Below are 26117 nucleotides of genomic sequence, written 5' to 3' on the forward strand. Positions count from 1 at the left end.
AGTTGTTTTTAGAGTGCAGAAATAATAAACTCACTTCTTCTGTTCATCTGATGCTCTTCTTCCGTACATTTTACATTATCAGAGCAGTGGTTCACAAGCTGTGTTTCACCATAACCTTTGCCGGTTAATCTGTTTTTATCCACACCATTTTTTACCAGCCAGTCTATAGTAGATTTAGCTCTTTTATCCGATAGCAGCTGATTGTATTGATGCGTATGACGGCTGTCTGTATGCGAGCGAATGTCTAATTTCATTTTAGGATACTGATTCAGTACATCCAGAATTTTTTCAAGGTCTAAAGCGGCTTCTTTTCCAATATTGGATTTGTCTAAATCGAAATAAATCATTTTGATACCAAAACATTTACCTAAATCATCTCCGACGGTTACGATGTAACGGGATTTTTCAAGCGGAATGGGTAAATTGGTTTTTGAGCGGTCTTTTGACAGCACTATTCTTTGCTCCCAGGTGGTGTAGTTTTCTTTCTTGGCCCTGATGTAGTACGGAACATCAGGATCTATAATGAAACTATAGTTTCCTTTTTTATCAGAGTAGGTAGAATCTTTTACATTCAGATCATGATCGTACAAGGTAAGTTTGGCATTTGGCAAAACTTCATCGGTTTCCAGATCAGTTACAACGCCATACAATTCGTGAGCCGTATTTAATCTTTGTGTTTCTAAAAATTTATAAATGTCATCTGATCCTTGCCCGCTTTTTCTGTTCGACGAGAAAAAACCTCTTCGTGATTTGGCATCTATAATATAGGCAAAATCATCGTTAGGAGAATTGATATCCGCTCCTAAATTTTGAATATTACTCACACCGGTATCGCTAATTTTTCCAACAAAAACATCTAAGCCACCAAGTCCGGGATGTCCGTCTGAAGCAAAATAAATTTCATTGTCATCGGTTACAAAAGGAAATGTTTCCTTTCCTTCAGTATTGATTCCTAGGCCTAAATTTTGAGGCGGACTGTATCCTCCATTGCCAAGAATTTTGACCATGTAAATATCAGATTGTCCTATTGTTCCCGGCATATCCGACGCAAAGTATAAGGTTTTTTCATCCGGGCTGAGAACAGGATGCGCAGTACTGTATTCATTGCTGTTAAAAGGTAGTTCTACAATATTGCTCCACTCATTTTTTTTGTCAAGAGTGGCTTTGTATATTTTTATGAAGGTAATTTTTTGTTCATTTTTTCCTTTTTTTCCATCAATATAATTATTGCGTGTAAAATAAATAGTTGTTCCGTCTTTTGTAAAAGCAGGGGATGATTCGTGGAATTTGCTGTTGATTTTCGACTTTATTTTTTTGGGTGTACCAGGGTTAAAATCTTTATCCAAATCGGCTTCATAGAGATTGGTGAAATTTTCCCCTGTCCATTTATGTCTTTGTTGCCCCAGCCTTCCCGTATCTCTTGCTGTGGCAAAAACAATTTTGTTTTGGAAAAATGCTGTTCCATAGTCCGAATATTTACTATTTATCCCAGCGTTTTCAATCGTGTAGCGTCCGGAATTGGCTTTAATCAAATCCAGATAGTTTTCATTTTTTTTGTACAGCTTGCCTCTTGTGTCATTTTTTGACTTTTGATTGAATACATCAAGCATCTGATTGGCTTTCTCTGTGCGGTTTGTTGATTTTAACGATTGTGCATATCGGTAATAATATTCAGGTTCCACATCGCCAGTCACCGCAAATAATTCGTCATACCATTTTGCAGCCTTATCAAATTCAGCATTAAAGTAAAAAGAGTTACCCAGCTTTTTGAACATATCTGCAGACTTGTAGCCTTTTGAGGCCACTCTTTCGTAAGTTTTAATGGCATCAACATAGGCATAGTTGGCATATTGTTTGTCTGCCGTGGCTATTTTAGTGGTTTGCGAATAGAGGTGTAATGAAAATAAACTTATTAGCAATATATAAAAGGGCATATAATTTTTCATAATAAATAATTTTAAAAGAAACGTGGAGTTGTCATTTTACTTTGTTTTCGGGTAAACTCAAAACGCAGGAATACTTCATGTGAACCATTACTGTAATTGTTTAGTTTTGTCGATTCAAGATCATAACCGTAACCGATGTACATACCATCCGAAACCTGAAAACCAACCATGGTACTAAAAGCGGCATCCCATCGATAGGCGAGTCCAACCATAAATTTATCGTTGAACATAAAATTGGCCGAGGCATCCACCTGCAGGGGAGCACCCTGTACTAGTTTTGCAAGCACTGCGGGTTTGAATTTTATGTTATTGTAAGGACTTAAATTGAATACGTATCCTCCCATTAAGTAGTAGTTGATTCTATTTTTGAATATGGCAACTTCATTATCATCATAATAATTGGTCTCTATAAAATCCGGTACCGACAAACCGATGTAAGCCTTGTCAGAATGCCAATAGACTCCGGCTCCGATATTTGGAGAGATGACATTGTTTAAATTTTGTAAATGCGGATCGTTCAAATCTGCGGGATTGAGTTTGCTGGTGTCCAGATTAAAAAGACTGACAGTTCCTTTAAGACCGAATGAAAGTTTAAAATTGTCTGAAGTCTGAACCGTATACGAAAAATCTGTTGAAAAAGAGTTTTTATCAGAGGCACCAATTTTGTCATTTACAAGAGAAACACCCACACCTAAATTACTATTGTTTATAGGGGAGTTAATTGAAAAAGTGCTGGTTTTCGGAGCTCCTTCAAGACCAATCCATTGTGCCCGATACAGCCCAAAAGTACTCAGTACCCCTCTTGATCCCGCATAAGCAGGATTGATATTTATGGTATTGTACATGTATTGTGTATATTGAGCATTTTGTTGAGCGGCAATATTTATGATATTAAAAAGCAATAAGAACCTTAAAAAAATTAATTTTTTTTTCATTTGTATCTTTATTTTTGGTGAAACTTCTTTGCGAATGGATGTTGAAATCCTCTGTATTTTATCTGAAAGTAAGATGTAAGTATCCGCTTTTTTCCGTCATCAGCGCACCGTTTCCATAGGAGAGCACATAAAAATAGGTCCCCGGAGGTAATCCTTCATGTTTATTTACGGTTGCCCGGCCTTCAGAAATTCCGCGAAAGAAATTATTATTTGCACCATAATTTTGAGTTTCAAATACTTTGACTCCCCAGGAATTATATATTGTTACTGTATTGTTTGGGAACCGTTCGAGACCTCTAATCTCGAAGTAATCGTTTCGGCCGTCTCCATTTGGGGAAACCATATTGAAAACAATTACTTCCGGATTTATAATACCGGCCTGAGCTTTATTATTATGCGGATTGCGATCTTCCGGAGTTGAATTTTCCAGAAAGACAATGTTCAGATAATTTCCTGTTGATTTTACTTTTGCTGTTATAGTCAATGTTTCCGTTTGTTTGCCTGATAAGTTGGGTAAATTCCATATTCCGGTTGTTACATTATAATCTCCGGAAGAAGTTTTGGACGAGGTATAAATGTATCCTGACGGAAGTATATCTCTAATTTGAACATCGTTGAAATTATGCTCTCCCAGATTTTCAGCAGCTATAGTAAATACAATCTGTTGGCCGATGTTTGCCATTGGATCGTTTATGGTTTTCTTTAATGCAATATCTCCATCAAAATCTCCATCGGGTTTTGAACACGATACTACATCTATAGAAAAATGAATAATTACAAGAGGGTCGCATTTCGTTTCATCAATATAATTGACTTCTATAGAACCTTTTCCTATATGATTCCACAAAACCGTTACAAAATCATCTGATGGGTGACCTCCATTTACGATAGTCCCTTCTTTTGAAACATGCCAATTGTAAGAGGACATTCCGGGAACAGTGTTGTAGGTTACTTTTTCAGTAACACAGGTTGATGCATGCCAATCGGGCTCCTTATTAGGGAGATTATTTTTAACAATTGCAGTAACGGCCAAACGGTCGGTACTCTCACAGGTACCAGATTTTGCAGCTCCGTAATAGGTTTTACCGTCAATTAGTAGTGTTGCGGATGGAATGATATTTCCTCCTGTAGGTGCATCGTACCAGATAATACCGGTTCCGGAAGCTGCTAAATCGGCTACTGTAGCCTTATCGGCGCAGAAATGCTGTGTGGCTGTACCAGTTGGTGTTTTTGGATCACTAATGCTAACAGTTACGGCCAAACGGTTGGTACTCTCACATGTACCTGACTTTGCAGCTCCGTAATAGGTTTTACCATCAATTAGTCGTGTTGTGGATGGAATAATATTTCCAGCTGTTGATGCATCGTACCAGCTAATACCGGTTCCAGAGGCTACTAAATTAGCTACTGTAGCCTTAACAGCAGCGCAGAATTGTTGTGTAGCAGCACCAGTTGGTGTTTTTGGATCAGTAATACTAACGGTTACGGGCAAACGGTTGGTACTCTCACATGTACCTGACTTTACAGCTCCATAATAGGTTTTGCCGTCAATTAGTCGTGTTGTAGATGGAATGATAGTTCCACCTGTTGCTGCATCGTACCAAATAATACCGGTTCCAGAGGCTGCTAAATTAGCTACCGTAGCCTTAGCGGAGGTACAGAATTGCTGTGTAGCAGCACCAGTTGGTGTTTTTGGATCACTAATACTAACGGTTACGGCCAAACGGTTGGTACTCTCACATGTACCAGATTTTGCAGTTCCGTAATAGGTTTTACCATCAATTAGTAGTGTTGCGGATGGAATGATATTTCCACCTGTTGATGCATCGTACCAAATAATACCGGTTCCCGAAACTGCTAGATCCCCTACTGTGGCCTTAACGGCAGTACAGAATTGCTGTGTAGCAGCGCCAGTTGGTGTTTTTGGATCAGTAATACTAACGTTTACAGCCAAACGGTCGGTACTCTCACATGTACCGGACTTTACAGCTCCGTAATAGGTTTTACCATCGATTAATAGTGCTGCGGATGGAATAATATTTCCTCCTGTTGATGCATCGTACCAGATAACATCGGTTTCTGTGGTTATTAAATCAGCTACTGTAGCCTTAGCAGCAGCGCAGAATTGCTGTGTAGCGTTTCCTGTTGGGGTAGAAAGACCTCCAAGTCTAACGTTGACAGATTCTGTAAAATAACATCCTCCTAAAGAACTAATTTCTACTTTGTAGGTGCCAATTTGTGCAGCCGTCACATTATTGATATTCAGTTCCGCGGCATCAATTTGAGTACCATTAGGCAAGGTCCACTTTATAGAATTTACTGGTCCAATTTGTATGACAGATAATTTGATGTTCCCTCCGATACAAACGGTACTCTCTCCGCTTATTAGCTTTGAAAATGAACTTCTTAAAATCAGAGGCTGTAGGACTTCATAGCAGGTTGTTTTTGCTTTTACGATATAATTTCCTGATGTCAGCCCTCTAAATACAGGATCTTTTTGCCCGGTTGACGGAAAATCGGTATCCGTTTCTTTTTTTATAAAATAAGTGACTGCTTCAGTGACCTGATCCACTTTGACATGAAGCTCCCCTGTAGCATTTCCTGAACAGATAATTCCGCCTGATTTAGATAAATCAAAAACAGGGAAGTTAGGCGTAACCTTTAAGGCAGCGGTCGAAGTATTTTCCCATAATTGATTTTTATTCAAAATACCCATCACAACACGTCGCGATAAACCGATTTCATAGTTCCCTGCCACATCCGGTTCAAAAGAAAAGTTGAAAATTCCGGTTCTTAACATAGTAGCGTTACCGGGAATGCTTAAACGATTGGCACCGGGAGGTACAGTAAGAAATCCCAGATCGATAAAATCAATTCCGTAGAGCCTTCTTAAATGATCGTCCATGGCTGTTTTGCCAACACCGGAAACCTGTACCGTTACATTCTTGATATAGCGGTCGCAAACACTTGGCGAGGGTACAGCGCTAACCTTAGTGATTTCAATTTTGGTGAAATAACTGTCTAAAACAACGTCAAAGACTTCGTTAAAACAACCGGAATCCTGGATTCTTATAGCATAGGTCCCCGGCAGTAACTGGTTTCCCAGTCCAATCACGGAACCTTTTGTTATAGCCAATGGAGAAGGACCGCTTACAAGGCTTACAGTAACCTCTCCCTGTAATCCTACAAAGCCCGGAGTAGCCATGGGAGGGTATACCGCCAGTGCCGATCTGCCAAAGAATTTACCGCTTGGCCCTGTGAAAAATTGTACTTTGGCTCTTATATCCTTATCCGGAGAAAAGTAATTAGGATCGATAAAAACATTTTTTGGGTCGGTAATATCCGTTTTTACAGGTGATGTGTTTGACGTTCTGTTGAAAAAAGTGTACGCTGTTGTTTCGATTCCGGTATGATCCGTTACTTTTATAGTGTAGTTTTTACCAATATCGAGTTTACAGACTACCAAACTGTTTATAGCCGTAATCGTATAAGTATTTTTGATACCGGTACTGTTGTCAGTTACTTCTACAGTATAGGGAAGACATCCTCCCTGATCTTTAGGTACGTTTTTTAGCAAAACCTGTCCGGTATCATTACAATTGTTATTCAGAGGATCATCTTCGATACTAAATTCAAAATCGGTAAAAGGTCTTGGGATTCCAATAGAAGATGCACCATAATCCAATTCAACGGTTTTGGTCAGATTACAATAAGTGGCACTCAGGCGGACAATTCCCCATTTAGAGCGATCAGAAGGCAGCGGAAAAGATTGACGAACCTGATTATACGTCAAATTATCATAGACATTCCAGCCTGATCCATTCTGAATTTCAAGTTTATAAATATAGTTTTGAGTTCCTGAAAAACGGGGAGAGATTAAAGGGTTAATATGAGCCCCACCAGTGGCTACAGCCAATAATCCGTTAGGAAGTGAAGCACTGCTAATGCCCGAACAGACATTTCCGGGAATGTTATAGACAAGATCAACGTTACCGATTTCTCCTTTTTCAAGAATAATATCATTGGCTTTAAGTGTCACATTGGGTGCGAGATTTACTATGGTGGGAGGAGAAATAACGGTACCGCAATTATCGGTGGCTCTGACTTTATAAGAGCCGCTAGGCATACCTTTTAGCGACGAATAGCCGCTGGAGGTTTGTATATTTTGCACAATACTGTTATCGGAAGCGTTAAGTAAGGCAATGGTGTATGGAGGGTTACCATTATTTATGGTAATGTTTATGCTGCCTAAAGGATTGGGTTCTGATGCACAATAGGTGTAATTTTCTGCATCAAAACGTGTAATACTTGGTGAAACGGAAGAATAGGTGCTGCCTACTTTTATGGTAGTGGCAGCTTTTATAAAAATATTGTTTTCGTAATAACCATAAAAATAATCTCCCGGTTCTAAATGCGTAATCAGAGAAACCGAAGAAGCAATAATATTAGCCGGATCATAAGGAGATTTTACAACAGCATAGACCAGAGGCTGAGAAACATTTTTAACTGTGATCGAAATTGTACCATCGGCTCTACCATCACCAGTACAGGAAGCATCAGTTGCAACAGCAGAAATTTCCGCTTGGGCAACTGCACCAAAAGGCAGTAAATAGAAAAGCGCAACGATTAATTTTAGTGGCTTCATAGTGAGTTCGTTAAATTAAGTTTTTGGATTTGGGTATGGTAAGTTTAGAAGAATGACAATTCAGAAGAAGGCATTAAAATTTCTTTTAACTCAATAATGAAATGTGTAATGCCTTCAAAGCTGAATTGATTAACATCATCCTTTATCATAACTTACTGCAAAGGTATTTAGGACAATCAAGACAAATAATTCAGATTCAATAATTGGATTGTTAATGAAATAAGAGGTTATTTTAAGTAACAGGTGACAAGTATAAATGGTCAAAAGACAGTAGATTTGTGTACAAAACAAAAAACTTAAAAAGACAAGAAGGAGCCGTCTGATTGTGTTTAGAGATCTAAATTTTAGAGAAAATTAACGATGACAGCCTTTTAATCTGACATTGATAAGTGTGAGGTTTTTGGTTTCTAAAGGTTGTGTTTTTTGTGTACACCTTCGTACCTTCATGGCTCGAGAAAAGTAAGAAAACAATTATTTGTCTCTAAATTTTAGAATAATTGCAGGTAATTGTGTAAATTGTTAAAGTTTAAATTTCACAAATTTGTAAATACAGTTTTGTATGAATTAAAATTAATCCAAATGTGTTTTATTGACGTATGAATAAAAAGACCATTCATTTTCTAAAAAAAACACTTCGTGTACTGCTTTGGTGCATGGCTTCTGTAATTACGCTTTTATTGCTTCTTATTATTTTAATTCAGGTTCCGTCGGTACAGAATTTTGTAAAAGATAAGGCGATTACCTATCTGCATAAAAAGATAAAAACCAAAGTATCCCTAGAACACATTTCGATAGAATTTCCGAAAGATATTGTTTTGGAAGGTTTTTACTTTGAAGATCAAAAAAAGGATACACTGTTAAGCGGGAAACGTTTAGAGCTCGATGTTGATTTGTTTAAACTGATCAACAGTGAACTGGAAATTAACTCTGTTTCGCTGCAAAATACAACGGCTCGTATTTCGAGAGATAAAAAAGGCGTTTTTAATTTTGATTATATTATCAAAGCATTTGAATCGAAAGAACCAAAAACGGAAGATCCAAATGCCAAACCTTTTAAAATTTCGGTTGTAAAAGTAAATCTTGACAATGTAAAGTTTGATTTTAAAGATGATTTTTCAAAAAATGACATCCGCGTAAAACTCACGCATTTTGATACCAAATTCAAAGAATTCGATCTGGATAAAATGAATTTCAATATTCCGAATATTGATTTAAACGGATTAAAAGTAGTATTGAATCAGGATGTGGTCGAGAAGATCGCAGAAGCATCGGTGCAAACCGTTGATACCATTTCGAAAAGAACCGATTTCAATTTGAAATTAGGGAAGATCCGGTTCGCAAAAATTGATATTGCGTATGACAACAAAGACTCCAGATTGGATTCGGGAATCAAACTGGATGAGCTGAATTTATCGGTAAACAAAATTGATCTGAACCGTCAGTTATTGGATTTTGAGGCTTTCGAACTAAAAAATCTAAAAGGAAATTTACGACTGGGCGCAAAAGACAAACAGCTTCAAACTCCTGATTTAGATACCACAGCCATAAAACAGGCCGGCTGGAAAGTAAAACTAAACCGTATCGACATACAAAATATAGCCTTCAAATTTGATGATATGCAATCAAAGCCTATTGCTAAAGGAATCGATTATAGTCATATGGATTTGGATCAGCTCAATTTTAAAGCAGAGAAATTGTATTATGGGAATGATACAATTTCAGGAAATATAAAAACGCTGACGGTAAACGATAAAAGCGGTTTACAGTTGCAGGCTTTAAAAACCAATTTCTTTTATGGTCCGAAGAATGCGTACCTGAACGATTTGTATTTAAAAACTCCGCAAACACTTTTTCAAAATAGTATTAAGGTTGCTTATCCTTCAATAGCTTCCATTTCTAAAGACTTGGGCAATCTTACTTTGGATGCCGTTTTAAGCCAGTCTAAAATCGGATTTAAGGACATCTTGCTTTTTGCCCCCGATTTACAAAAGACCAATCCGTTTAAAAGCAATCCAAATGCAGTTTTGCATCTCAACACCCGTTTGAGCGGAAAAATAAAAGACCTGACTATTCCACAGTTCGAAATGAGTGGAATCGGAAGCACAAAAGTCGCTGTTTCGGGAAAGATAAAAGGCCTGCCTGACGCGCAAAAAGCAGATTATGATTTAGACATCAAAAAGTTTTCCAGTACCTCCAAAGATATTTATTCATTTGTACCAGCAGGAACCATTCCGAAAAACATTCAGTTGCCCGCTCAGTTAAATGTACAAGGAAAGTTCAAAGGTTCGGTTCAGAATTTTAAAACCAATCTGGCATTGAGCAGCAGTTTCGGTAAGGCAAAAGTAGCCGCCTTGTTTGATCAAAGGTTCAAGAAAAAAGAAAAATACGATGCGACCGTTTACTTACTCGATTTTGATTTGGGAAGACTGATTAAAAACGATTCAATAGGAAGAATTACGCTTAAAGCAAAAGTAAAAGGCAAAGGTTTGGACCCGAAAACGGCTCAGGCAGAATTTGACGGATTGGTTCAGAAAGCAGTCTTTAATAAATATACCTATAAAGATTTGGCTTTAAAAGGGCATATTGCGAATGGTTCTTTTGCGGTAAATTCAGGAATGAAAGACCCGAATCTGAATTTCAATTTAACGGCAAGCGGAGATACCAAAGACAAGTATCCTACGATTCAGTTAAAATTAAACCTGGACATTGCCGATCTCGAAAAACTAAACCTGCATGCCGGTCCGATGAAGCTGCGCGGAAATGTCGATGCCGATATTGCCAATAGTAATCCTGATTTTTTAAACGGAAAAGTGTTTCTTTCGAACATTCAGATTGCACAGGAGGCAGAACCGATCATTCTCGATTCAATTCGGGTAATTGCCTTTGCTGATCAAAATCGAAACAACATCAAAGTATCTTCTCAGTTTTTAAACGCCGAAATCGATGGTAAATACAAACTGACGACTTTAGCAGCAGCACTGAAAAAAACAGCCTCAAAATACATTGATTTAAAAAATCCGAAAGTAAAGGGCGAATCCGATGAGCAGCGTTTGGCGTTTACAATAAAGGTGGATAACGATCCTATTTTACTGAAACTGCTCCCGGAATTAAAAGGTTTAGAGCCGATTACCCTGACAGGGAAATATAACAATGTAACCGATTCTCTTCAAATCAACGGAAGTATTCCGAGAATTGTATATGCAGACAATACCATTGCCGATGGGAAAATTAACATTGAAGCCAAAGAGAATGCTTTAGAATACAAGGTTTCGTTTGGCACGATTGAAAGCGGATCTTTAAAAATTCCGTTTACAAGTTTGTCCGGAAAAATCGAAAACAATATTCTCGATTATGCATTGGAAGTAAAAGATGCCAAAGAAAAACAGCAGTATTTTATTGCCGGAGATTTAAAACATGACGGTTCAAAAAACAGCCTCAGGATTGATGCTCAAAATTTTATTCTGAACTATGATAAATGGAATATAGATCCGGAAAATGTGGTGGAGTTTGGAGGTAAAAGATTGTATGTCAATAAATTTAACTTAGAAAATTCGGGTAACGAATTAAGAGTTCAATCGCATGGAGAGCAGGATAATGCACCGTTGCAGGTTGATTTTGTCAACTTCAAAATAGAGACGATTATGAACATCGTCAAAAAAGATCAATTGTTGATGCAGGGGCTGATCAATGGAAATGCTCTGGTTGAAAATGTGATGACGAAACCTACTTTTACTTCGGACATAAAAATAGATCAGTTTGCTTTTAAAGGAGAGCCGGTTGGAAATATTGCGGTAAAAGTCGACAATAAAACAGCAAATTTACTGGCAGCAAATGTTACGCTTGACGGAGAAGGAAATGAGGTGAATCTGACCGGAAATTACAAAATAGACGATGGAAATCTGGACTTTGATTTAAATCTGAACAAACTGAACATCAAAAGCATTCAGGGCTTTAGTATGGGCAATCTAACTGAAGGGACGGGGTATTTAACAGGGAATTTCAAAATTACCGGAAACGCAACCGCTCCAAAAGTAAACGGAGAACTCAACTTTAAAGAAACAGGGTTCAGAGTAACAAAGTTCAACTCCTATTTTAAAACAGTCGATGAAAAAATAACACTTCAAAACGATGTGATCACCTTTGATACCTTCACATTGCATGATGAAAATGACAATGAACTGATTGTAAACGGAACCATCAAATCGACAGATTACACTCGTTTTGACTTTGGTTTAACCGTTGTTGCAGATAATTTCAGAGCCATACATTCGAAGGAAAAAGACAACGATTTGTTTTATGGAGATCTGTTGTTAGATACGAAACTAAACATCAAAGGAACACTTGAAAATCCTGTAGTTGGTGGGAATATCAAAATAAACAAAGCGACTAAGTTTACCGTGGTAATGCCACAATCCGATCCTTCCATAGCGGATCGTGACGGAATAGTAGAGTTTGTCAACGAAGACAATCAGTACCTGAAACAAACGGCTGCGATGGAGCAAAAACTCAATCAATCGAGGTTAGTGGGGATGGATGTAAGTGTGGCTATTTCGATCGACAAAGAAGCTGAACTCACACTGGTTATCGATAAAGGAAACGGTGATTATTTGAATTTAAAAGGAGAAGCCGAACTTACCGGTGGAATCGATCCGTCAGGAAAAACAACTTTAACGGGTAAATACGAGTTTTCGGATGGGGCTTATGAGATGAATTTCAACATGATCCGACGAAAATTTGATATTCAGAAAGGAAGTTATATCATTTGGAACGGTGAGCCTACCATGGCCAATCTGAATATAACGGCGATTTATAAAGTAAACACCGCACCAATAGATTTATTGGGCAATCAATTGCCAACGGATAATCCGACCGAGCGAAACACCTATAAGCAGAAAATTCCGTTTCAGACCTTGTTGAAAATGAACGGGGAGCTTTTAAAACCTGAAATCACTTTTGATATCGTACTTCCGGAGGGCAATAATGATGTTTCTGCAAATGTAGTTTCACTTACTAAAGCAAAACTCCAGCAGTTAAGACAAGAACCGGCAGAATTGAACAAACAGGTTTTTGCTCTTTTACTATTGAACCGATTTATTGGCGAAAACCCATTTTCGAGCGAAAGCGGGGGAACCAGTGCAGAATCTTTGGCACGACAAAGTGTGAGTAAAATTTTGTCACAGCAATTAAATGATCTTGCCGGAGAATTAATCACCGGAGTTCAGTTAGAATTTGATCTCGAGTCAACAGACGATTATACATCGGGAAGCAGAGAAAACAGAACAGATTTGAACGTAGGGGTTTCTAAAAAGCTGTTAAACGACCGATTAAAAGTTACTGTAGGAAGTAGCTTTGCGGTGGAAGGCCAGGAACGCGCCAACGAACAGAGTACGAATATTGCAGGCGATGTGGCACTGGATTATCAATTAACGAAAGACGGCCGTTATATGGTTCGTGCATATCGAAAAAACGAATATCAGGTGGCCGTTGAAGGACAGGTAGTCGAAACAGGGGTTGCCTTTATCATCACCATGAGTTATAATAAATTCCGCGAGCTTTTTCATCGCAGTGCAGCCGAAAAAGAAATGATAAGAGAAGAGAAACTGCGCAAGGAAAAAAATAAACTCAAAGAGAAAGAAGAGAAGCAAAAAAAGGAAAATCAAATAGAAGGAAATGAGCAAAAAACATAGCAACAGGAGCATGAAATACATCAGCTGTTTTGCTGCGCTATCCTTATTTTTTGTTTTTGGATGCAGTAATACAAAGTATTTGCCGGAAGGCGATTTATTATACACAGGAGGTTCTGTAACTGTAAAAGATTCTATTCTTAAAAAGAAAGAACGAAAAGAACTGGAGAGCGAACTGAATGATTTGCTGCGCCCGAAACCAAACAAACAGTTTCTGGGATTGCGGCCTAAACTATGGTTTTATAATATGGCCGGAGAACCTAAAAAGCAAAAAGGAATCCGATATTGGCTGCGCACTAAAGTGGGCGAACCTCCAGTACTTTTTAGTAAAGTCGACTTAGACTATAATGCCGCTGTTCTTCGGAATTTTACCGAAAACAGAGGGTATTTTAAAACCCGCGTGAGTGCCGACTCGACCGTTAGCGATAAAAGAGCTACGGCAGAATATACAGTAGTGCCCAAAAAGCAGTACACGATTAAAAGCGTGATTTTTCCTGATGATTCATTGGCAATGTCCAGAATAATCGGAAGATCAAGCCGAAGAAGTTTGTTGAAAGTGGGGCAGCCCTATGATTTGGATGTTATAAAAGCAGAACGGGAGCGTATCGACGCCAGACTGAAGGAGAAAGGGTATTATTATTTTAACCCTGACTATCTTTTGGCTCAGGTCGACAGCAGTAAAGGAGATCATGAAGTAAAAATTAGATTGGTCATTAAAGCAGATACGCCTCCAAAAGCGCTTACCGCTTACAAGATTAATAAAGTTATAGTTTATCCGAATTTTACCATTTCAAAAGACAGTGTAAAATACCAGCCCAAAGATGTGGTTCAGTACAAAGACTTCACCATTATTGATACGGCGAATACTTTTAAACCAAGAGTTTTTGACCGCGCGATCTACTTCAAAAAAGGAGATGTCTACAACCGTAAAGACCACAATCTGACCCTAAATCGCTTTGTGAATCTGGGAACATTCAGTTTTGTTAAGAATGAATTTAAGCCTTCTGATAGTTTGCCAAATGCGCTGGATGCGTATTATTATCTAACACTTTTGCCAAAGAAATTTATTCGGGTAGAAGTTTTGGGGAAAACAAATTCGGCCAGTTATACTGGAACAGAAGTAAATCTAAATTGGAACAACAGAAACTTATTTCGCGGTGCAGAATTACTGACGGTTTCTATTTTTGGCGGTGCCGATTTTCAGCTTTCAGGAGCGAATAACGGGAGAAACATTTACAAACTTGGAACAGAAACCAGTTTAACCTGGCCAAGATTTATCGTTCCGTTTTTTCATATTGAAGGTTCCAGTGAATATGTGCCGCGAACCAAAGCAACAGTGCGGTATGAATATCAAAACCGAACACAATTGTATGCTTTAAATTCGTTTAAAACATCTTTTGGATACCAGTGGAAAGAGAACATTCGGAAAGAACATCAACTGAATGTAATTGATGTGACTTATGTGAGTCCCAATCACGTGACGGCTGAATATTTAGCAGATATTAAACAAGATCCATCTTTGGAAAAAGTAATTGAAAAGCAGCTTATTTTTGGGCCAACTTATACCTACACCTACACCAATACCATGCAAAAGCGTAGAAAAAATACGTTTTACTTTAGTGGTGATTTAGATTTGGCCGGAAACATTACAGGTCTGGTGACAGGCGCTAATATTAAGAAGAATGATACCATAAAGATATTTGACGTTCCGTTTAGTCAGTTCGTAAAAATGAGAGGTGATTTCAGGCATTATTTAAAACTGGGAAAAGAAAGTGAGTTGGCCAGCAGGATTATTTTGGGAATAGGACTTCCGTACGGAAATTCACGAGCTTTGCCAACGGCTAAACAATTTGTGGTAGGAGGAACCAATAGCATTCGGGCTTTCAGAGCCAGATCACTCGGGCCGGGAAGTTATCTCAACACACAAACGACTAATAACTTTCTTCCGGATCAGTCAGGCGATTTGAAACTGGAGTTTAGTACCGAATACAGAGCAAAACTTTTTAGTATTGTTCGGGGTGCTGTATTTGTAGATGCAGGAAATGTGTGGCTGCTCAATTCGGATCCAAACAAGAAGGGCGGAGAAATTACCAAAGATTTCATGAAAGATATTGCCGTAGGAGCCGGAGCCGGATTGCGTTTTGATTTGTCTTTTCTGGTTTTAAGAACCGATCTGGCATTTCCGTTGAGAAAACCCTATTTGCCACAAGGACAGCGATGGGTTATCGACGATATTAATTTTGGAAGCGGCCCCTGGAGAAAAGACAATTTGATTTTAAACATTGCAATTGGATATCCTTTTTAGTCTTTTTTTGCGAATTTAATTTCCTTTTCGCTAGTGTTCAGGTGCTGAAAAAAAACGTAGCAGAAAACGTTTAACCTCTTGAAAAAAAGAAGTAAATTGGTCTAATAAATTAATGGAATGCAAAATTTAATAAAGAGAATACTAGTTTTGGTTGCGGTCGTACTTGTAATAGTACTGGCATTCAAGTATTGTGAATTCAAAAAAGACGACGATTCGACTATCGACTATAATACCAATCTGATTCAACAGCAAATCTTAAATGTTGGAAAGTTAGTCGTTACCGAAGGCCATTTCTCTGAAGTCATTACCTATAAAAATCAGCAGAAGTATTTAATGGACATGGTTTCCTTTGAGAAGAAAGCGCTTGTAGTGGTCAATGCAAATGTTACCGTAGCCTACGATTTGCATAAAATGAAGTACGATATCGACGAGAAGAACAAAACGATTACGATTTTAAACATTCCAAAAGAAGAAATCACCATCAATCCGGACATACAGTTTTACGATGTAGAACAAAGCAAACTGAACCCATTTACCGGAGACGATTACAACAAAATCAATAAATCGGTAAAAGCGAATCTGGCTAAAAAAATAGAGGGCTCTACACTGAAAACAAATGCTCAGAACCGATTAATAAGCGAATTGTCTAAAATCTTAATCCTGACCAATTCAATGGGCTGGAAACTGCAATACAACGGTAAAACTATTGAATCTGAGAAAGAACTGAATCAGGATTTGAAGCTTTGATTATTTGAGGTACTAAGACGCTAAGATACTAAGGTTCTAAGTTTTTATTTTCAACCAGATTGCTATTGTTTGTCAAAAATGACAAGATTTTTTTTTTTTAAACTCAGAACCTTAGTATCTCAGAAGCTTAGCAACTTACAATAACTTCTAAACTAAACCGCCTCCTTATCAAAAATCAAATCCAAACCTCCCGAAATCAAATGGGCTACTTCCGGACGTTTCAGCTTCAACTGATCCAGATGAACCAAAACCTCCTGTAAAAGTTGTTTCTCATTGGAGTGTTCTAAAAGCTCGGTAATTTCAACGGCCAGTAACCAATCATTCGGGTGGTTTTCTTTTAGTTTGTAAAATACATCCTTTAATTCAGTCGTTGCCCCTTTATTTTCTCTAATCATACGAACAGTTTGATACAAGACTTCTAAGTCATCACGTTCGTCTGAATGTTTTGCTTTTATAGTAGTTGTTTTGGGTACGGTATTGATCAGATCGAAACTATTTACATCGGCCGGACCGGAGAAAGCCGAAACGACTTTTTTACCAATCGCCATATCATAATTCCCCCATTCAGGCTGAAACAAAACGGTCTCACCATGCGTCACCGTACAATTTCTGAAACTGATCAGAATGATTTCACCATGCAGGTTTCTGGAGCCTGTAATGATTTCACCTTCAACAATAATATTACCTTCGAATTCTAATTTTACGGTTTCATTTTCTACAATCGAATAAGCCTGTAAATCCATTGGACTCATATCTTCAATCGCCAGGTTAAAGCCTTTTAGTTTCCCAATCGGACTTCCGAATCCGTGTGGGTGTGTTAAAGTTCCGTGACCAACCAATTCTTTTTCGCGGTACGATAAAGCCGTTTTTCCGGTAGTCTGAATGTAAATTGGTCTTCCTTCGTCTTCCAGAACATTGGTAAAGACACCTGAAACCTGTAAACCGGTACTCAGTTCAATGGTTCCTAAAGCATTGGAATGAATTAGTTTTTGTATTCCGGATAAACCTCCGGTTCTTAAAGCCATTTTATTAGCAAACTCTTCTAAAACCAAACTCAAATAAGAAAAATTTGGTGTTACATAAAGCTGAGGCTGCAACTGTGTGATATCAAAATTCTGATTGGCCGCAGAGATGTTATACGGGATTTTTTTCACATTATCCGTCATACACCAGGCACTTTCTCCGATAGAGGATAGCAAACCTGCACCATATATTTTTGGATCTTCAACTGTTCCGATCAAACCGTATTCTACCGTCCACCAATGCAGGTTTCGAATTTGGGCCATTTCAGACAATTCACCCATATTGTTTTGTAAATCGGCAACCGCTTTTTCAGCTTCGTCTATTTTTTCCTGAGGCGTATCTTCGGCTTCTTTCAAAATTGAAAGCAGTCGGATCGCTTCATACATCTGATAATCTTTATGAGAGGAGATGGCTTTACAGCCAATTTCTCCAAAACGTCTTAAATACTCTGCATATTCCGGATTGGCAATAATAGGAGCATGACCTGCACCTTCATGGATAATATCTGGTGCCGGGGTATATTCGATATGTTCTAATTGACGAATGTCTGAAGCAATAACCAAAACGTTATACGCCTGAAATTCCATAAAAGCGTTTGGCGGAATAAATCCGTCCACTGCAACAGCTGCCCATCCAATTTCAGTCAGTATTCGATTCATTCCGTACATACTTGGAATGGAGTCAATTTCGATACCCGTTTTTTTCAAACCATCCAGATAAGAATGGTGCGCTACTCTTGAAAGATAATCTACATTTTTGCGCATCACATAGCGCCAAACCGCCTGATTAATTGGGGTGTAATCACCATAATCCTGAGGTTTAATAAATTGCTTTAAATGTTTAGGCAATCGCTCTAATAACGGGTTTGTTTCAATACTGGCATTCATTTCGAAAACGTTGTAGATTAGAATGTAAAATTACAAATTAAAGATGCTAAATTTTGCTATTCTGCACAATTTTTTTAGTCGAAATGATTTTTTATTGCATTTTTCGCGGATTTCTTTTACAACAGTAAAAAACAGAATTGATACCTAGCAATCGTTATTTTCGTAATTTACTTTCTCGAGTGCCTTCTCGTATTTTTCAATCTCTTTTTTGGTCATTGAGGCCTCTTTCAGATCCACTTTTAATTGTTTTTTGCTGTCAGGACTAATCCATAAACCGCTAAAAGCAGTTCCTTCTTTTTTTAGAATAAACAAACCTGTAAAAGCATGTTCTACCAGTGCAAGCTGATTTTCGTTTTTGATGTTCTGAGTAATATCAAGCTGAATCCAATTGCCCGATTTATCATAACGGTACATCGAGGTGTACATTAAATCGGCAGTGCACGGGTTTTCTTCAGCCTTGATGTAAAGGGTAACGTTTATTTTTCCGTCAACCGTTCCTTTGTACAAAGTGTTTTTTGCTGATTGTGCTTGTGTGAGGTTTAAAAAGAATAGAGATAATAAAAAAGAGAGTAGTACTTTTTTCATATTCAAATGTAATAAGGGGTATAGGTTAGTGTAAATTTAATTTGTTGGGGTGTAGGAGTGAAAAATGATTTGAGACACTAGGTGCATTTAAATGAAGTGAACCGCCTTTTGTAAGGGCTATAGAACCTGTGTTTCTATGAGGTTAAACGTCAATTTTGGTTTAAAAATAGAGGATATTTTCTTCATAACAAATAGTAATTCCAACTAATTGCAGCTTCAAAAGTAATTAGTGGTTTTCGGGGTTCCTGAAATAATCAATTTTATAATTGAACATGTAGGCCATGTTGGCTGCCCGCATTTTTGCTTCTTCGGTTATAGTTCCTGAAAACAGTCCGTCGATCGAAGTGTTAAAGAGTAATGTCCAGCGGTCAAAATGAGTTTTATCTACCGGTAATTGTTTGTGTGGAGGAAAAGGACTTCCCGAGTAGGCGCGAACATCAAACAGTATCGTTTGCCAAAAGCCATACATTTTTTCTAAATGCTCAGGCCAGCGATCCTGCAATTTGGCATTAAAAATAGGGCCCAGTAAATCGTCCTTTCTTACTTTATCATAAAAGCTGTCTACCATTAATTTTATGTCTTCCAGGTTTGAGATGTCTTTAAGAGCTGCCATGTTTTCTTACTATAAATTGAAAGACAAAAATACGATTAACTTAGCTGTAATCGGTGATATTTATCATTTTCAGGTTATTTGTTCTGTTCAATGGAAAATAGTTTCGCAGCACTCAAAAAACCATTTTTAGAAGGAATAATTTCTTTTTGGAAGGGGTGAAACTGGAGAAACAGTATTTTGATTGATTTTTATATTTGTAATTGTTTATTAATCAGGCATTTGTGGAATAAAAGGATAAGGTTTTGTAAAGGTAAGTTTTTGGAATGATGTGTATTTGTAAAGCTTTTAAATTGTTGATTTAAAAGAAATTGACATAATATTGGATGGTATTAACAAAATTAATCTTAAAAAATAAGAAAAATTTAATTATCCAAAAACAAAAAAATGATGAACAAAACTACCCCAAAATTACCAGAGAAAAGGAATCGTAAAGTATGGCTGTATGTCTTTTTTATGATTTCATTTACGATTAATATGATTGGTCAAACAGTTACTCCATGGATAACCAGCGGCGATCAGACCAAATTATTGCAACAGCAGGGCACCGTAAGTTTCGGCACAAATTCAGGAAGTAATCCCTCTACTGTAACTGTTAATGCAGGAACAACCTATCAAACCATGGACGGTTTTGGTTACACCCTTACCGAAGGCAGTTGCGAAGTCATTAGCGGAATGGCGGCAACACAGCAAAATCAGCTGTTGAATGATTTGTATCATCCGGTGACGGGTTTGAATGCCAGTGTAATTCGTATTAGTATAGGAGCTTCAGATTTAAGCAGTTCTTCGTACAGTTATAATGAAACTGCGGGTGATGTGAATATGAATAATTTTAGTCTCAACGGACCAGATTTGACCTATTTGATTCCTATTATAAAGAAGATACAGCTTATTAATCCAAACATCAAAATACTGGCAACTCCGTGGTCGGCACCAAGATGGATGAAAACTAACAACTCATGGGTAGGTGGAAGTTTGCAGACACAATATTACGCTGCTTATGCGAGGTATTTTGTGAAATACTTTGCGGCCATGCAGGCACAGGGAATTTCGATTTGGGGCATCACGCCTCAAAATGAACCCGAAAATCCACACAACGAACCGAGTATGTTGATGAATTCGACAGAACAAAAGAATTTTATCAATACGCAGCTCGGTCCACAGATGGCAGCAGCGGGTTATGGCAATATAAAAATTATAGCATTTGATCACAACTGCGACAATACAGCCTATCCTATTGATGTTTTGAACAACAGCAGTTATGTTGACGGAGCAGCGTTTCATTTGTATTTGGGGAATATTTCTGCCATGTCAACAGTGCGAAATGCAACAAACAAAAATGTTTATTTTACAGAGCAATACACCGGCTCAGGTGGAAGTTTTAGCGGTGATTTTGGCTGGCACATGCAAAATGTTGTAATTGGAAGTACTAATAACTGGGCAAAAACGGTTTTGGAATGGAATGCTGCCAATAATTCGGGTCTTGGGCCGCGAACGCCGGGCGGATGCAGTACCTGTTTAGGCGCAATTACCGTTAATAATAGTACAAGTTATACCAAAAATGTAGCTTATTATATTATTGGTCAAATCTCAAAATTTGTAAAACCCGGTGCAGTAAGAATTGGTTCGTCAAGTACTAACGGAACAATTCAAACCGTAAGTTTTAGAAACCCTGACGGATCGATCGCACTTGTAGTTTATAATTCAGGATCGGCCAATACCATAAAAGTAGTTTCAGGATCTTCAGCATTTAATTATTCAGTTCCGGCATCATCAGCGGTTACTTTTAACTGGTCAGCAGGAGCACCGCCGTCAACTTCTTTTCCGGGCTACTATAATATTATTTCAAGAAACAGTAATAAAGGATTAGATGTTGCTGATAATTCGACAACAAGCGGAGGCCGCATTCAGCAATATGACATTACTAACGGAGGAGGAAGCAACCAGCGCTGGAAGTTTGTTCCTGACGGAAGCGGCAATTACTACATTATTGTAAAATCGACCGGAATGTATCTGGCAACTGAGAATAATAGTACGGCCGATGGGATAAAAGTGCAGCAAAAAACATTCTCCGCTTCAAATGAGTTTAAATGGACGGTTACAAGTGTTGGCGGAGGTTACTATCAGATTCTTAATGTGAATAGCGGGAAATCGCTGGATGTTGAAAATGTTTCTACAGCAAATGGTGCGAATATCCAGGTGTGGGCATACGGAGGAGGTTTAAACCAACAATGGCAGCTGGTACAGGTAGAAGCTTCAACCGCCAAACAGGCTTTAACAGCCGAGACTGTGACGGCAAGCGAGACTGCTTTTTCTGCGTACATCAATTCGACAAATAATTATTTGAAAATCAATACCCCAAATTCAGGTGCAGGTGAAGTCGAAGTTTATGCGGTTACAGGTCAAAGTGTTTTAAAAAGAACCGTTGAATTTAGAAATGGAAATGAAACGGAGATAGAAATCTCGAAGTTACCAAAAGGACTTTATGTGGTAAAAGTTAAAGACAGTAAAACGTCATATGCTAAAAAAGTAGTAAAACAATAAGTACAAATCCTAAGTTTAAGTAGTAATTTTATTTTGTTTTGAAACGGCTGTCTGATTTAAAATTCAGACAGCCGTTTGTTTTATCCTATCAGTTGCGTAAATAAATCCTGATTGTCGTTGAGGTATTGAAATTCAAAACCATTCTTAGTCATATTTACTTTAATGGCGAGAATATCTTTTTTGTTTTTTAGTTCTAAACCAACGACTACAGAGCCAACTTCGCGGCTGTTTTTCTTTGCAAACTGGAAATAGGTGATATCGTCATCAGGACCTAAAATATTGTTTACAAATTCCTTTAAAGCCCCCGGACGCTGCGGAAACTGAATCATAAAATAATGCATCAGGCCTTCATACAGCAAAGAACGTTCTTTTATTTCGGCAGTTCTTTCAATATCATTATTGCTTCCGCTCACTACACAAACGACTTTTTTGCCTTTGATTTTATCTTTGTAAAAATCCAAAGCAGCGATCGTCAGTGCTCCTGCCGGCTCTACTACCATAGCCTCTTCGTTGTACAAACGCAAAATCGTAGTGCAGACTTTTCCTTCGGGAACCAGAACAATGTCGTCTAAATTATGACGGCAGATTTCAAAAGTTTTATCGCCAACTTGTTTTACGGCAGCGCCATCCACAAATTTATCAATTGTTTTTAAAGCGGTGTTTTTCTTTTTCTCAATAGAGGTTTTCATCGATGGAGCTCCTTTGGGTTCAACGCCAATAATTTTTGTATTTGGACTCAGCTGTTTAAAAACTTCAGACAGCCCCGAAGCCAGTCCGCCACCGCCAATGGGCACAAAAACATAATCGATAGGCTCGTTGTAACTCTCTAAAATTTCCAATCCTACAGTTCCCTGACCGGCAATAACTTTATCGTCGTCAAAAGGGTGAATGAAGATCTTTTTGCTTTCGGCAGCATCTGCTGTGGCCGAGGCATAAGCATCATCAAAAGTATCTCCGGTAAGTACAATTTCAACAAACGATTTTCCAAACAGCTGTACTTGTTTTACTTTTTGCTTCGGAGTGGTTTTGGGCATGTATATTTTGCCTTTGATTTGCAAAAGATGGCAGGAATAAGCAACTCCCTGTGCATGATTTCCTGCACTGGCACATACAATTCCGCTTGCTTTTTCAGTTTCAGTTAACGAGGAAATCTTGTTGTAAGCCCCTCTGATTTTGTACGACCGAACAATTTGTAAATCTTCCCTTTTTAATAAAATGGTCGATTTAAACTCTTCCGAAAGATTTAAATTTTGGGTGAGTGGAGTAGCGGCAACTACATTTTCAAGTTGCTTTTTAGCAGCAAGTACTTCGTTAAATAAATTCATAATGATTAAATTGTTTTTGCCACAGCTTAAAGGATTTGATAAGATTTTTAATCTGTGATAAAATGTTTTGCAATATTTTTTAAATAAAAAAAACCTCCCGTTGTGGGAGGTTTTATAAATTGTATTTTGTTTACTTATTTACATGTTACCTCGCCATTATTGCTGAATTGCAATAATAGTAATAGAGATAATAATGTTATTTAAGTTTTTCATTTCAGATAATTGAATCGCAAATGTATGAATTATTTTTTAACAGGAGGGTATTGTGCTAAAATTTTAGTTACAAACTCAGCAACCTTTTCGTCTTTTTTAGCAACGTTTTTGGTTAAAGTTCCAACACCTTCTCCCTGCCAGATCATTTCTTTCTTTTTAGCATCAATCAGGTCAATGAATAAAGTTCCTTCGGTAGAAGTTGAAACGGTAGTCTGATTTCCTCCGTACATCATGTATGGATTCCATCCCCAACCCCAACCGTAACCCCAGCCGGCACTAAATTGATTTACATTTACTTGTTCCCTTGCTTTAGTAAAAATATTCACTAATAAATCAGGGTTTTCGCTTTTGGTAAAACCTTTGGCCTGCATTTGATCATCGATGGCACGTAGAATACGTCTTTTATCCAAATCAGATATTTCGACCTTATCAATTCCGGGCTTAAAGAAAGCATACGTTTTGTAAGAGGCAAAATCTACGTTTTTGTCGTAATCAGAGTAAACACTAACTGTGCTGCATGATGCTAGTATTAAAAGCAAAAAAACGGGTACTAATTTGAATGTTTTCATATGTTTAAAAATTTAATGTTCTCTTTGATCTGCCAGGCTGAGCTATTGGTCAGAATGAACAATCGATCTGTCAGACTGAGCGTAGCTGAAGTTCCTTTTTTCTAAAACAGATTTTCATCTACGATATTAGGCAAAGTTACTTTTAATAAAGGCTGAACTTCCATTGCTCTTTTTATCGCAAAAATAGCTTCGTCATTTCTGGCCCAGCTTCTTCTTGAAATTCCGTTGTTAACATCCCAAAAAAGCATTGATGCTAAACGTTTTGAAGCCTCCTTAGAGCCATCAAGAACCATACCAAAGCCACCGTTTATAACCTCTCCCCAGCCAACTCCGCCGCCATTATGTATAGAAACCCAGGTTGCACCTCTAAAGCTGTCGCCAATCACGTTTTGAATCGCCATATCGGCTGTAAAGCGGGATCCGTCGTAGATATTGGAAGTTTCTCTGTATGGAGAATCCGTTCCCGAAACGTCATGATGATCGCGTCCTAAAACAACCGTTCCAATTTCACCTTTGGCAATAGCCTGGTTAAAAGCTTCGGCAATTTTAATTCGGCCTTCTGCATCGGCATATAAAATTCTGGCTTGTGAACCCACAACCAGTTTGTTTTCCTGTGCACCTTTGATCCATTTGATGTTATCCTGCATTTGCTGCTGAATTTCATCCGGAGCTGTTTTGGCCATTTCTTCCAATACCTGACTTGCTATGGTATCTGTTTTTTGTAAATCTTCAGGTTTTCCGGAAGTACAAACCCATCTAAACGGACCAAAACCGTAATCGAAACACATTGGTCCCATGATATCCTGAACGTAACTAGGGTATCTAAAATCAATATTGTTTTCGGCCATCACATCAGCACCTGCTCGGGAAGCTTCTAATAAAAAGGCATTTCCGTAATCAAAAAAGTAAGTTCCTTTTGCGGTATGTTTATTAATGGCTTTGGCTTGACGGCGCAAAGATTCCTGTACTTTTTCTTTGAAAAGTTCCGGATTGCTGGCCATCATTTCATTAGCCTCTTCAAACGAAATTCCGGCAGGATAATAACCTCCGGCCCACGGATTATGAAGAGAAGTCTGGTCAGAACCCAAATCAATTTTGATGTTTTCTTTGTCAAAACATTCCCAAACGTCTACCACATTTCCTAAATAAGCGATGGAAACCACTTCTTTATTGGCTTTTGCCGTAAGCACTCTTTTGACCAGTTCGTCAGTTGAGGTAACAATTTCATTGATCCAGCCCTGTTCGTGGCGAATTTTTGTAATTTTTGGATTTACCTCTGCACAAACGGTGATACAGCCTGCAATGTTTCCTGCTTTTGGCTGTGCACCCGACATTCCACCAAGTCCTGAAGTTACAAACAGATTTCCTTCCGGATTTTGTTTGATTTTTCTAAAACCATTCAAAACCGTAATCGTTGTTCCGTGTACAATTCCCTGTGGTCCAATGTACATATAACTTCCGGCGGTCATTTGTCCGTATTGTGAAACACCTAAAGCATTCATTTTCTCCCAATCGTCCGGTTGAGAGTAATTAGGAATCACCATTCCGTTTGTTACTACAACTCTTGGTGCTTCTGCATGTGAAGGAAACAATCCCATCGGATGACCTGAATACATGGTCAGTGTTTGCTCGTCTGTCATTTCAGACAAATATTGCATCGTCAATAAATATTGTGCCCAGTTTTGAAAAACGGCTCCATTTCCACCATAGGTAATCAATTCGTGCGGGTGTTGCGCTACAGCATAATCCAGATTGTTCTGAATCATGTGCATAATTGCTTTTGCTTGTACTGATTTTCCCGGATATTCGTCAATTGGTCGGGCATACATTCTGTAATCCGGACGAAAACGGTACATATAAATACGTCCGTACGTTTCTAATTCTTCTGAAAACTCCTGAATTAATTCGGTATGGTGTTTTGCTTCAAAGTATCGCAATGCATTTTTTAAAGCCAGTTTTTTTTCTTCTGCCGATAAAATTTCTTTTCGTTTTGGCGCGTGGTTAATCGCTAAATCGTATGTTGCCTTTGGAGGTAATATTGTTGGAATTCCTTGTTGTATTTGTTCTTTAAAAGTCATTTTTTTTTAAGGTACTAAGTT

13 protein-coding genes are annotated in these 26117 nt (G+C 38.1%); 4 read left to right on the top strand and 9 right to left on the bottom strand.

The window, feature by feature from the left end; translation table 11 throughout:
- Positions 1-8 precede the first annotated feature (8 nt).
- From ACN1CN_RS11280 to ACN1CN_RS11290, 3 genes are read right to left on the bottom strand one after another with little or no spacing between them, the layout of a single operon-like run.
- The gene (locus ACN1CN_RS11280; protein ID WP_419135739.1) at positions 9-1946 is read right to left on the bottom strand and encodes an OmpA family protein; all 1938 of its coding nucleotides are present in this window, start codon (positions 1944-1946) and stop codon (positions 9-11) included.
- 11 nt (positions 1947-1957) lie between these two features.
- Positions 1958-2881 carry a type IX secretion system membrane protein PorP/SprF gene (locus tag ACN1CN_RS11285; RefSeq protein WP_419135740.1) on the bottom strand — a complete coding sequence of 308 codons (924 nt, stop codon included), beginning with the start codon at positions 2879-2881 and terminating at the stop codon, positions 1958-1960.
- A 58-nt stretch (positions 2882-2939) separates the two neighbouring features.
- Positions 2940-7526 carry a gliding motility-associated C-terminal domain-containing protein gene (locus tag ACN1CN_RS11290; protein ID WP_419135741.1) on the bottom strand — a complete coding sequence of 1529 codons (4587 nt, stop codon included), beginning with the start codon at positions 7524-7526 and terminating at the stop codon, positions 2940-2942.
- A gap of 596 nt (positions 7527-8122) precedes the next feature.
- On the opposite strand from ACN1CN_RS11290, the gene ACN1CN_RS11295 reads away from it, so the two are divergent.
- The 3 genes from ACN1CN_RS11295 to ACN1CN_RS11305 all read left to right on the top strand — a co-directional run bounded on the left by ACN1CN_RS11295 (position 8123) and on the right by ACN1CN_RS11305 (position 16262).
- Complete coding sequence (locus ACN1CN_RS11295) at positions 8123-13213, top strand: translocation/assembly module TamB domain-containing protein (protein ID WP_419135742.1); 5091 nt, start codon at positions 8123-8125, stop codon at positions 13211-13213.
- Positions 13197-15515, top strand: coding sequence for a BamA/TamA family outer membrane protein (locus tag ACN1CN_RS11300; RefSeq protein WP_419135743.1), 2319 nt, complete (start codon positions 13197-13199; stop codon positions 15513-15515). Before ACN1CN_RS11295 ends, ACN1CN_RS11300 begins: the two co-directional genes overlap by 17 nt.
- A 117-nt stretch (positions 15516-15632) precedes the next feature.
- On the top strand, positions 15633-16262 hold the full coding sequence (locus tag ACN1CN_RS11305; RefSeq protein WP_419135744.1) for a DUF4230 domain-containing protein: 630 nt from the start codon (positions 15633-15635) through the stop codon (positions 16260-16262).
- 152 nt (positions 16263-16414) lie between these two features.
- Here ACN1CN_RS11305 and ACN1CN_RS11310 read toward each other — a convergent pair whose 3' ends face one another.
- From ACN1CN_RS11310 to ACN1CN_RS11320, 3 genes are all read right to left on the bottom strand, one after another.
- Positions 16415-18172, bottom strand: a complete 1758-nt coding sequence (locus tag ACN1CN_RS11310) for an aromatic amino acid hydroxylase (RefSeq protein ID WP_419135745.1) — start codon at positions 18170-18172, stop codon at positions 16415-16417.
- Positions 18173-18316: 144 nt separating this feature from the next.
- A complete protein-coding gene (locus ACN1CN_RS11315; RefSeq protein WP_291285368.1) occupies positions 18317-18757 on the bottom strand; it encodes a hypothetical protein in 441 nt (146 codons plus the stop codon).
- A 226-nt stretch (positions 18758-18983) separates the two neighbouring features.
- Complete coding sequence (locus ACN1CN_RS11320) at positions 18984-19370, bottom strand: group III truncated hemoglobin (RefSeq protein ID WP_419135746.1); 387 nt, start codon at positions 19368-19370, stop codon at positions 18984-18986.
- A 384-nt stretch (positions 19371-19754) separates the two neighbouring features.
- On the opposite strand from ACN1CN_RS11320, the gene ACN1CN_RS11325 reads away from it, so the two are divergent.
- Positions 19755-21911, top strand: coding sequence for an RICIN domain-containing protein (locus ACN1CN_RS11325; RefSeq protein WP_419135747.1), 2157 nt, complete (start codon positions 19755-19757; stop codon positions 21909-21911).
- Between the two features lie 80 nt (positions 21912-21991).
- Here the strand turns inward: ACN1CN_RS11325 and ilvA are convergent, their stop codons facing one another.
- The 3 genes from ilvA to ACN1CN_RS11340 all read right to left on the bottom strand — a co-directional run bounded on the left by ilvA (position 21992) and on the right by ACN1CN_RS11340 (position 26096).
- A complete protein-coding gene (gene ilvA, locus ACN1CN_RS11330; protein WP_419135748.1) occupies positions 21992-23236 on the bottom strand; it encodes a threonine ammonia-lyase IlvA in 1245 nt (414 codons plus the stop codon).
- 242 nt (positions 23237-23478) lie between these two features.
- Positions 23479-24018, bottom strand: coding sequence for a DUF4136 domain-containing protein (locus ACN1CN_RS11335; RefSeq protein ID WP_419135749.1), 540 nt, complete (start codon positions 24016-24018; stop codon positions 23479-23481).
- 101 nt (positions 24019-24119) lie between these two features.
- Positions 24120-26096, bottom strand: a complete 1977-nt coding sequence (locus ACN1CN_RS11340) for a urocanate hydratase (RefSeq protein ID WP_419135750.1) — start codon at positions 26094-26096, stop codon at positions 24120-24122.
- Positions 26097-26117 lie beyond the last annotated feature (21 nt).

Origin of the sequence: Flavobacterium sp. T12S277 (assembly GCF_048514875.1) — a bacterium.
In the GTDB taxonomy this organism is placed as follows: Bacteria; Bacteroidota; Bacteroidia; order Flavobacteriales; family Flavobacteriaceae; genus Flavobacterium.

Bases quoted from the DNA above. Each gene is read 5' to 3' on its own strand.
- ACN1CN_RS11280 (WP_419135739.1), bottom strand. From the start codon at position 1,946: ATGAAAAATTATATGCCCTTTTATATATTGCTAATAAGTTTATTTTCA.
- ACN1CN_RS11285 (WP_419135740.1), bottom strand. From the start codon at position 2,881: ATGAAAAAAAAATTAATTTTTTTAAGGTTCTTATTGCTTTTTAATATC.
- ACN1CN_RS11290 (WP_419135741.1), bottom strand. From the start codon at position 7,526: ATGAAGCCACTAAAATTAATCGTTGCGCTTTTCTATTTACTGCCTTTT.
- ACN1CN_RS11295 (WP_419135742.1), top strand. From the start codon at position 8,123: ATGAATAAAAAGACCATTCATTTTCTAAAAAAAACACTTCGTGTACTG.
- ACN1CN_RS11300 (WP_419135743.1), top strand. From the start codon at position 13,197: ATGAGCAAAAAACATAGCAACAGGAGCATGAAATACATCAGCTGTTTT.
- ACN1CN_RS11305 (WP_419135744.1), top strand. From the start codon at position 15,633: ATGCAAAATTTAATAAAGAGAATACTAGTTTTGGTTGCGGTCGTACTT.
- ACN1CN_RS11310 (WP_419135745.1), bottom strand. From the start codon at position 18,172: ATGAATGCCAGTATTGAAACAAACCCGTTATTAGAGCGATTGCCTAAA.
- ACN1CN_RS11315 (WP_291285368.1), bottom strand. From the start codon at position 18,757: ATGAAAAAAGTACTACTCTCTTTTTTATTATCTCTATTCTTTTTAAAC.
- ACN1CN_RS11320 (WP_419135746.1), bottom strand. From the start codon at position 19,370: ATGGCAGCTCTTAAAGACATCTCAAACCTGGAAGACATAAAATTAATG.
- ACN1CN_RS11325 (WP_419135747.1), top strand. From the start codon at position 19,755: ATGATGAACAAAACTACCCCAAAATTACCAGAGAAAAGGAATCGTAAA.
- ilvA (WP_419135748.1), bottom strand. From the start codon at position 23,236: ATGAATTTATTTAACGAAGTACTTGCTGCTAAAAAGCAACTTGAAAAT.
- ACN1CN_RS11335 (WP_419135749.1), bottom strand. From the start codon at position 24,018: ATGAAAACATTCAAATTAGTACCCGTTTTTTTGCTTTTAATACTAGCA.
- ACN1CN_RS11340 (WP_419135750.1), bottom strand. From the start codon at position 26,096: ATGACTTTTAAAGAACAAATACAACAAGGAATTCCAACAATATTACCT.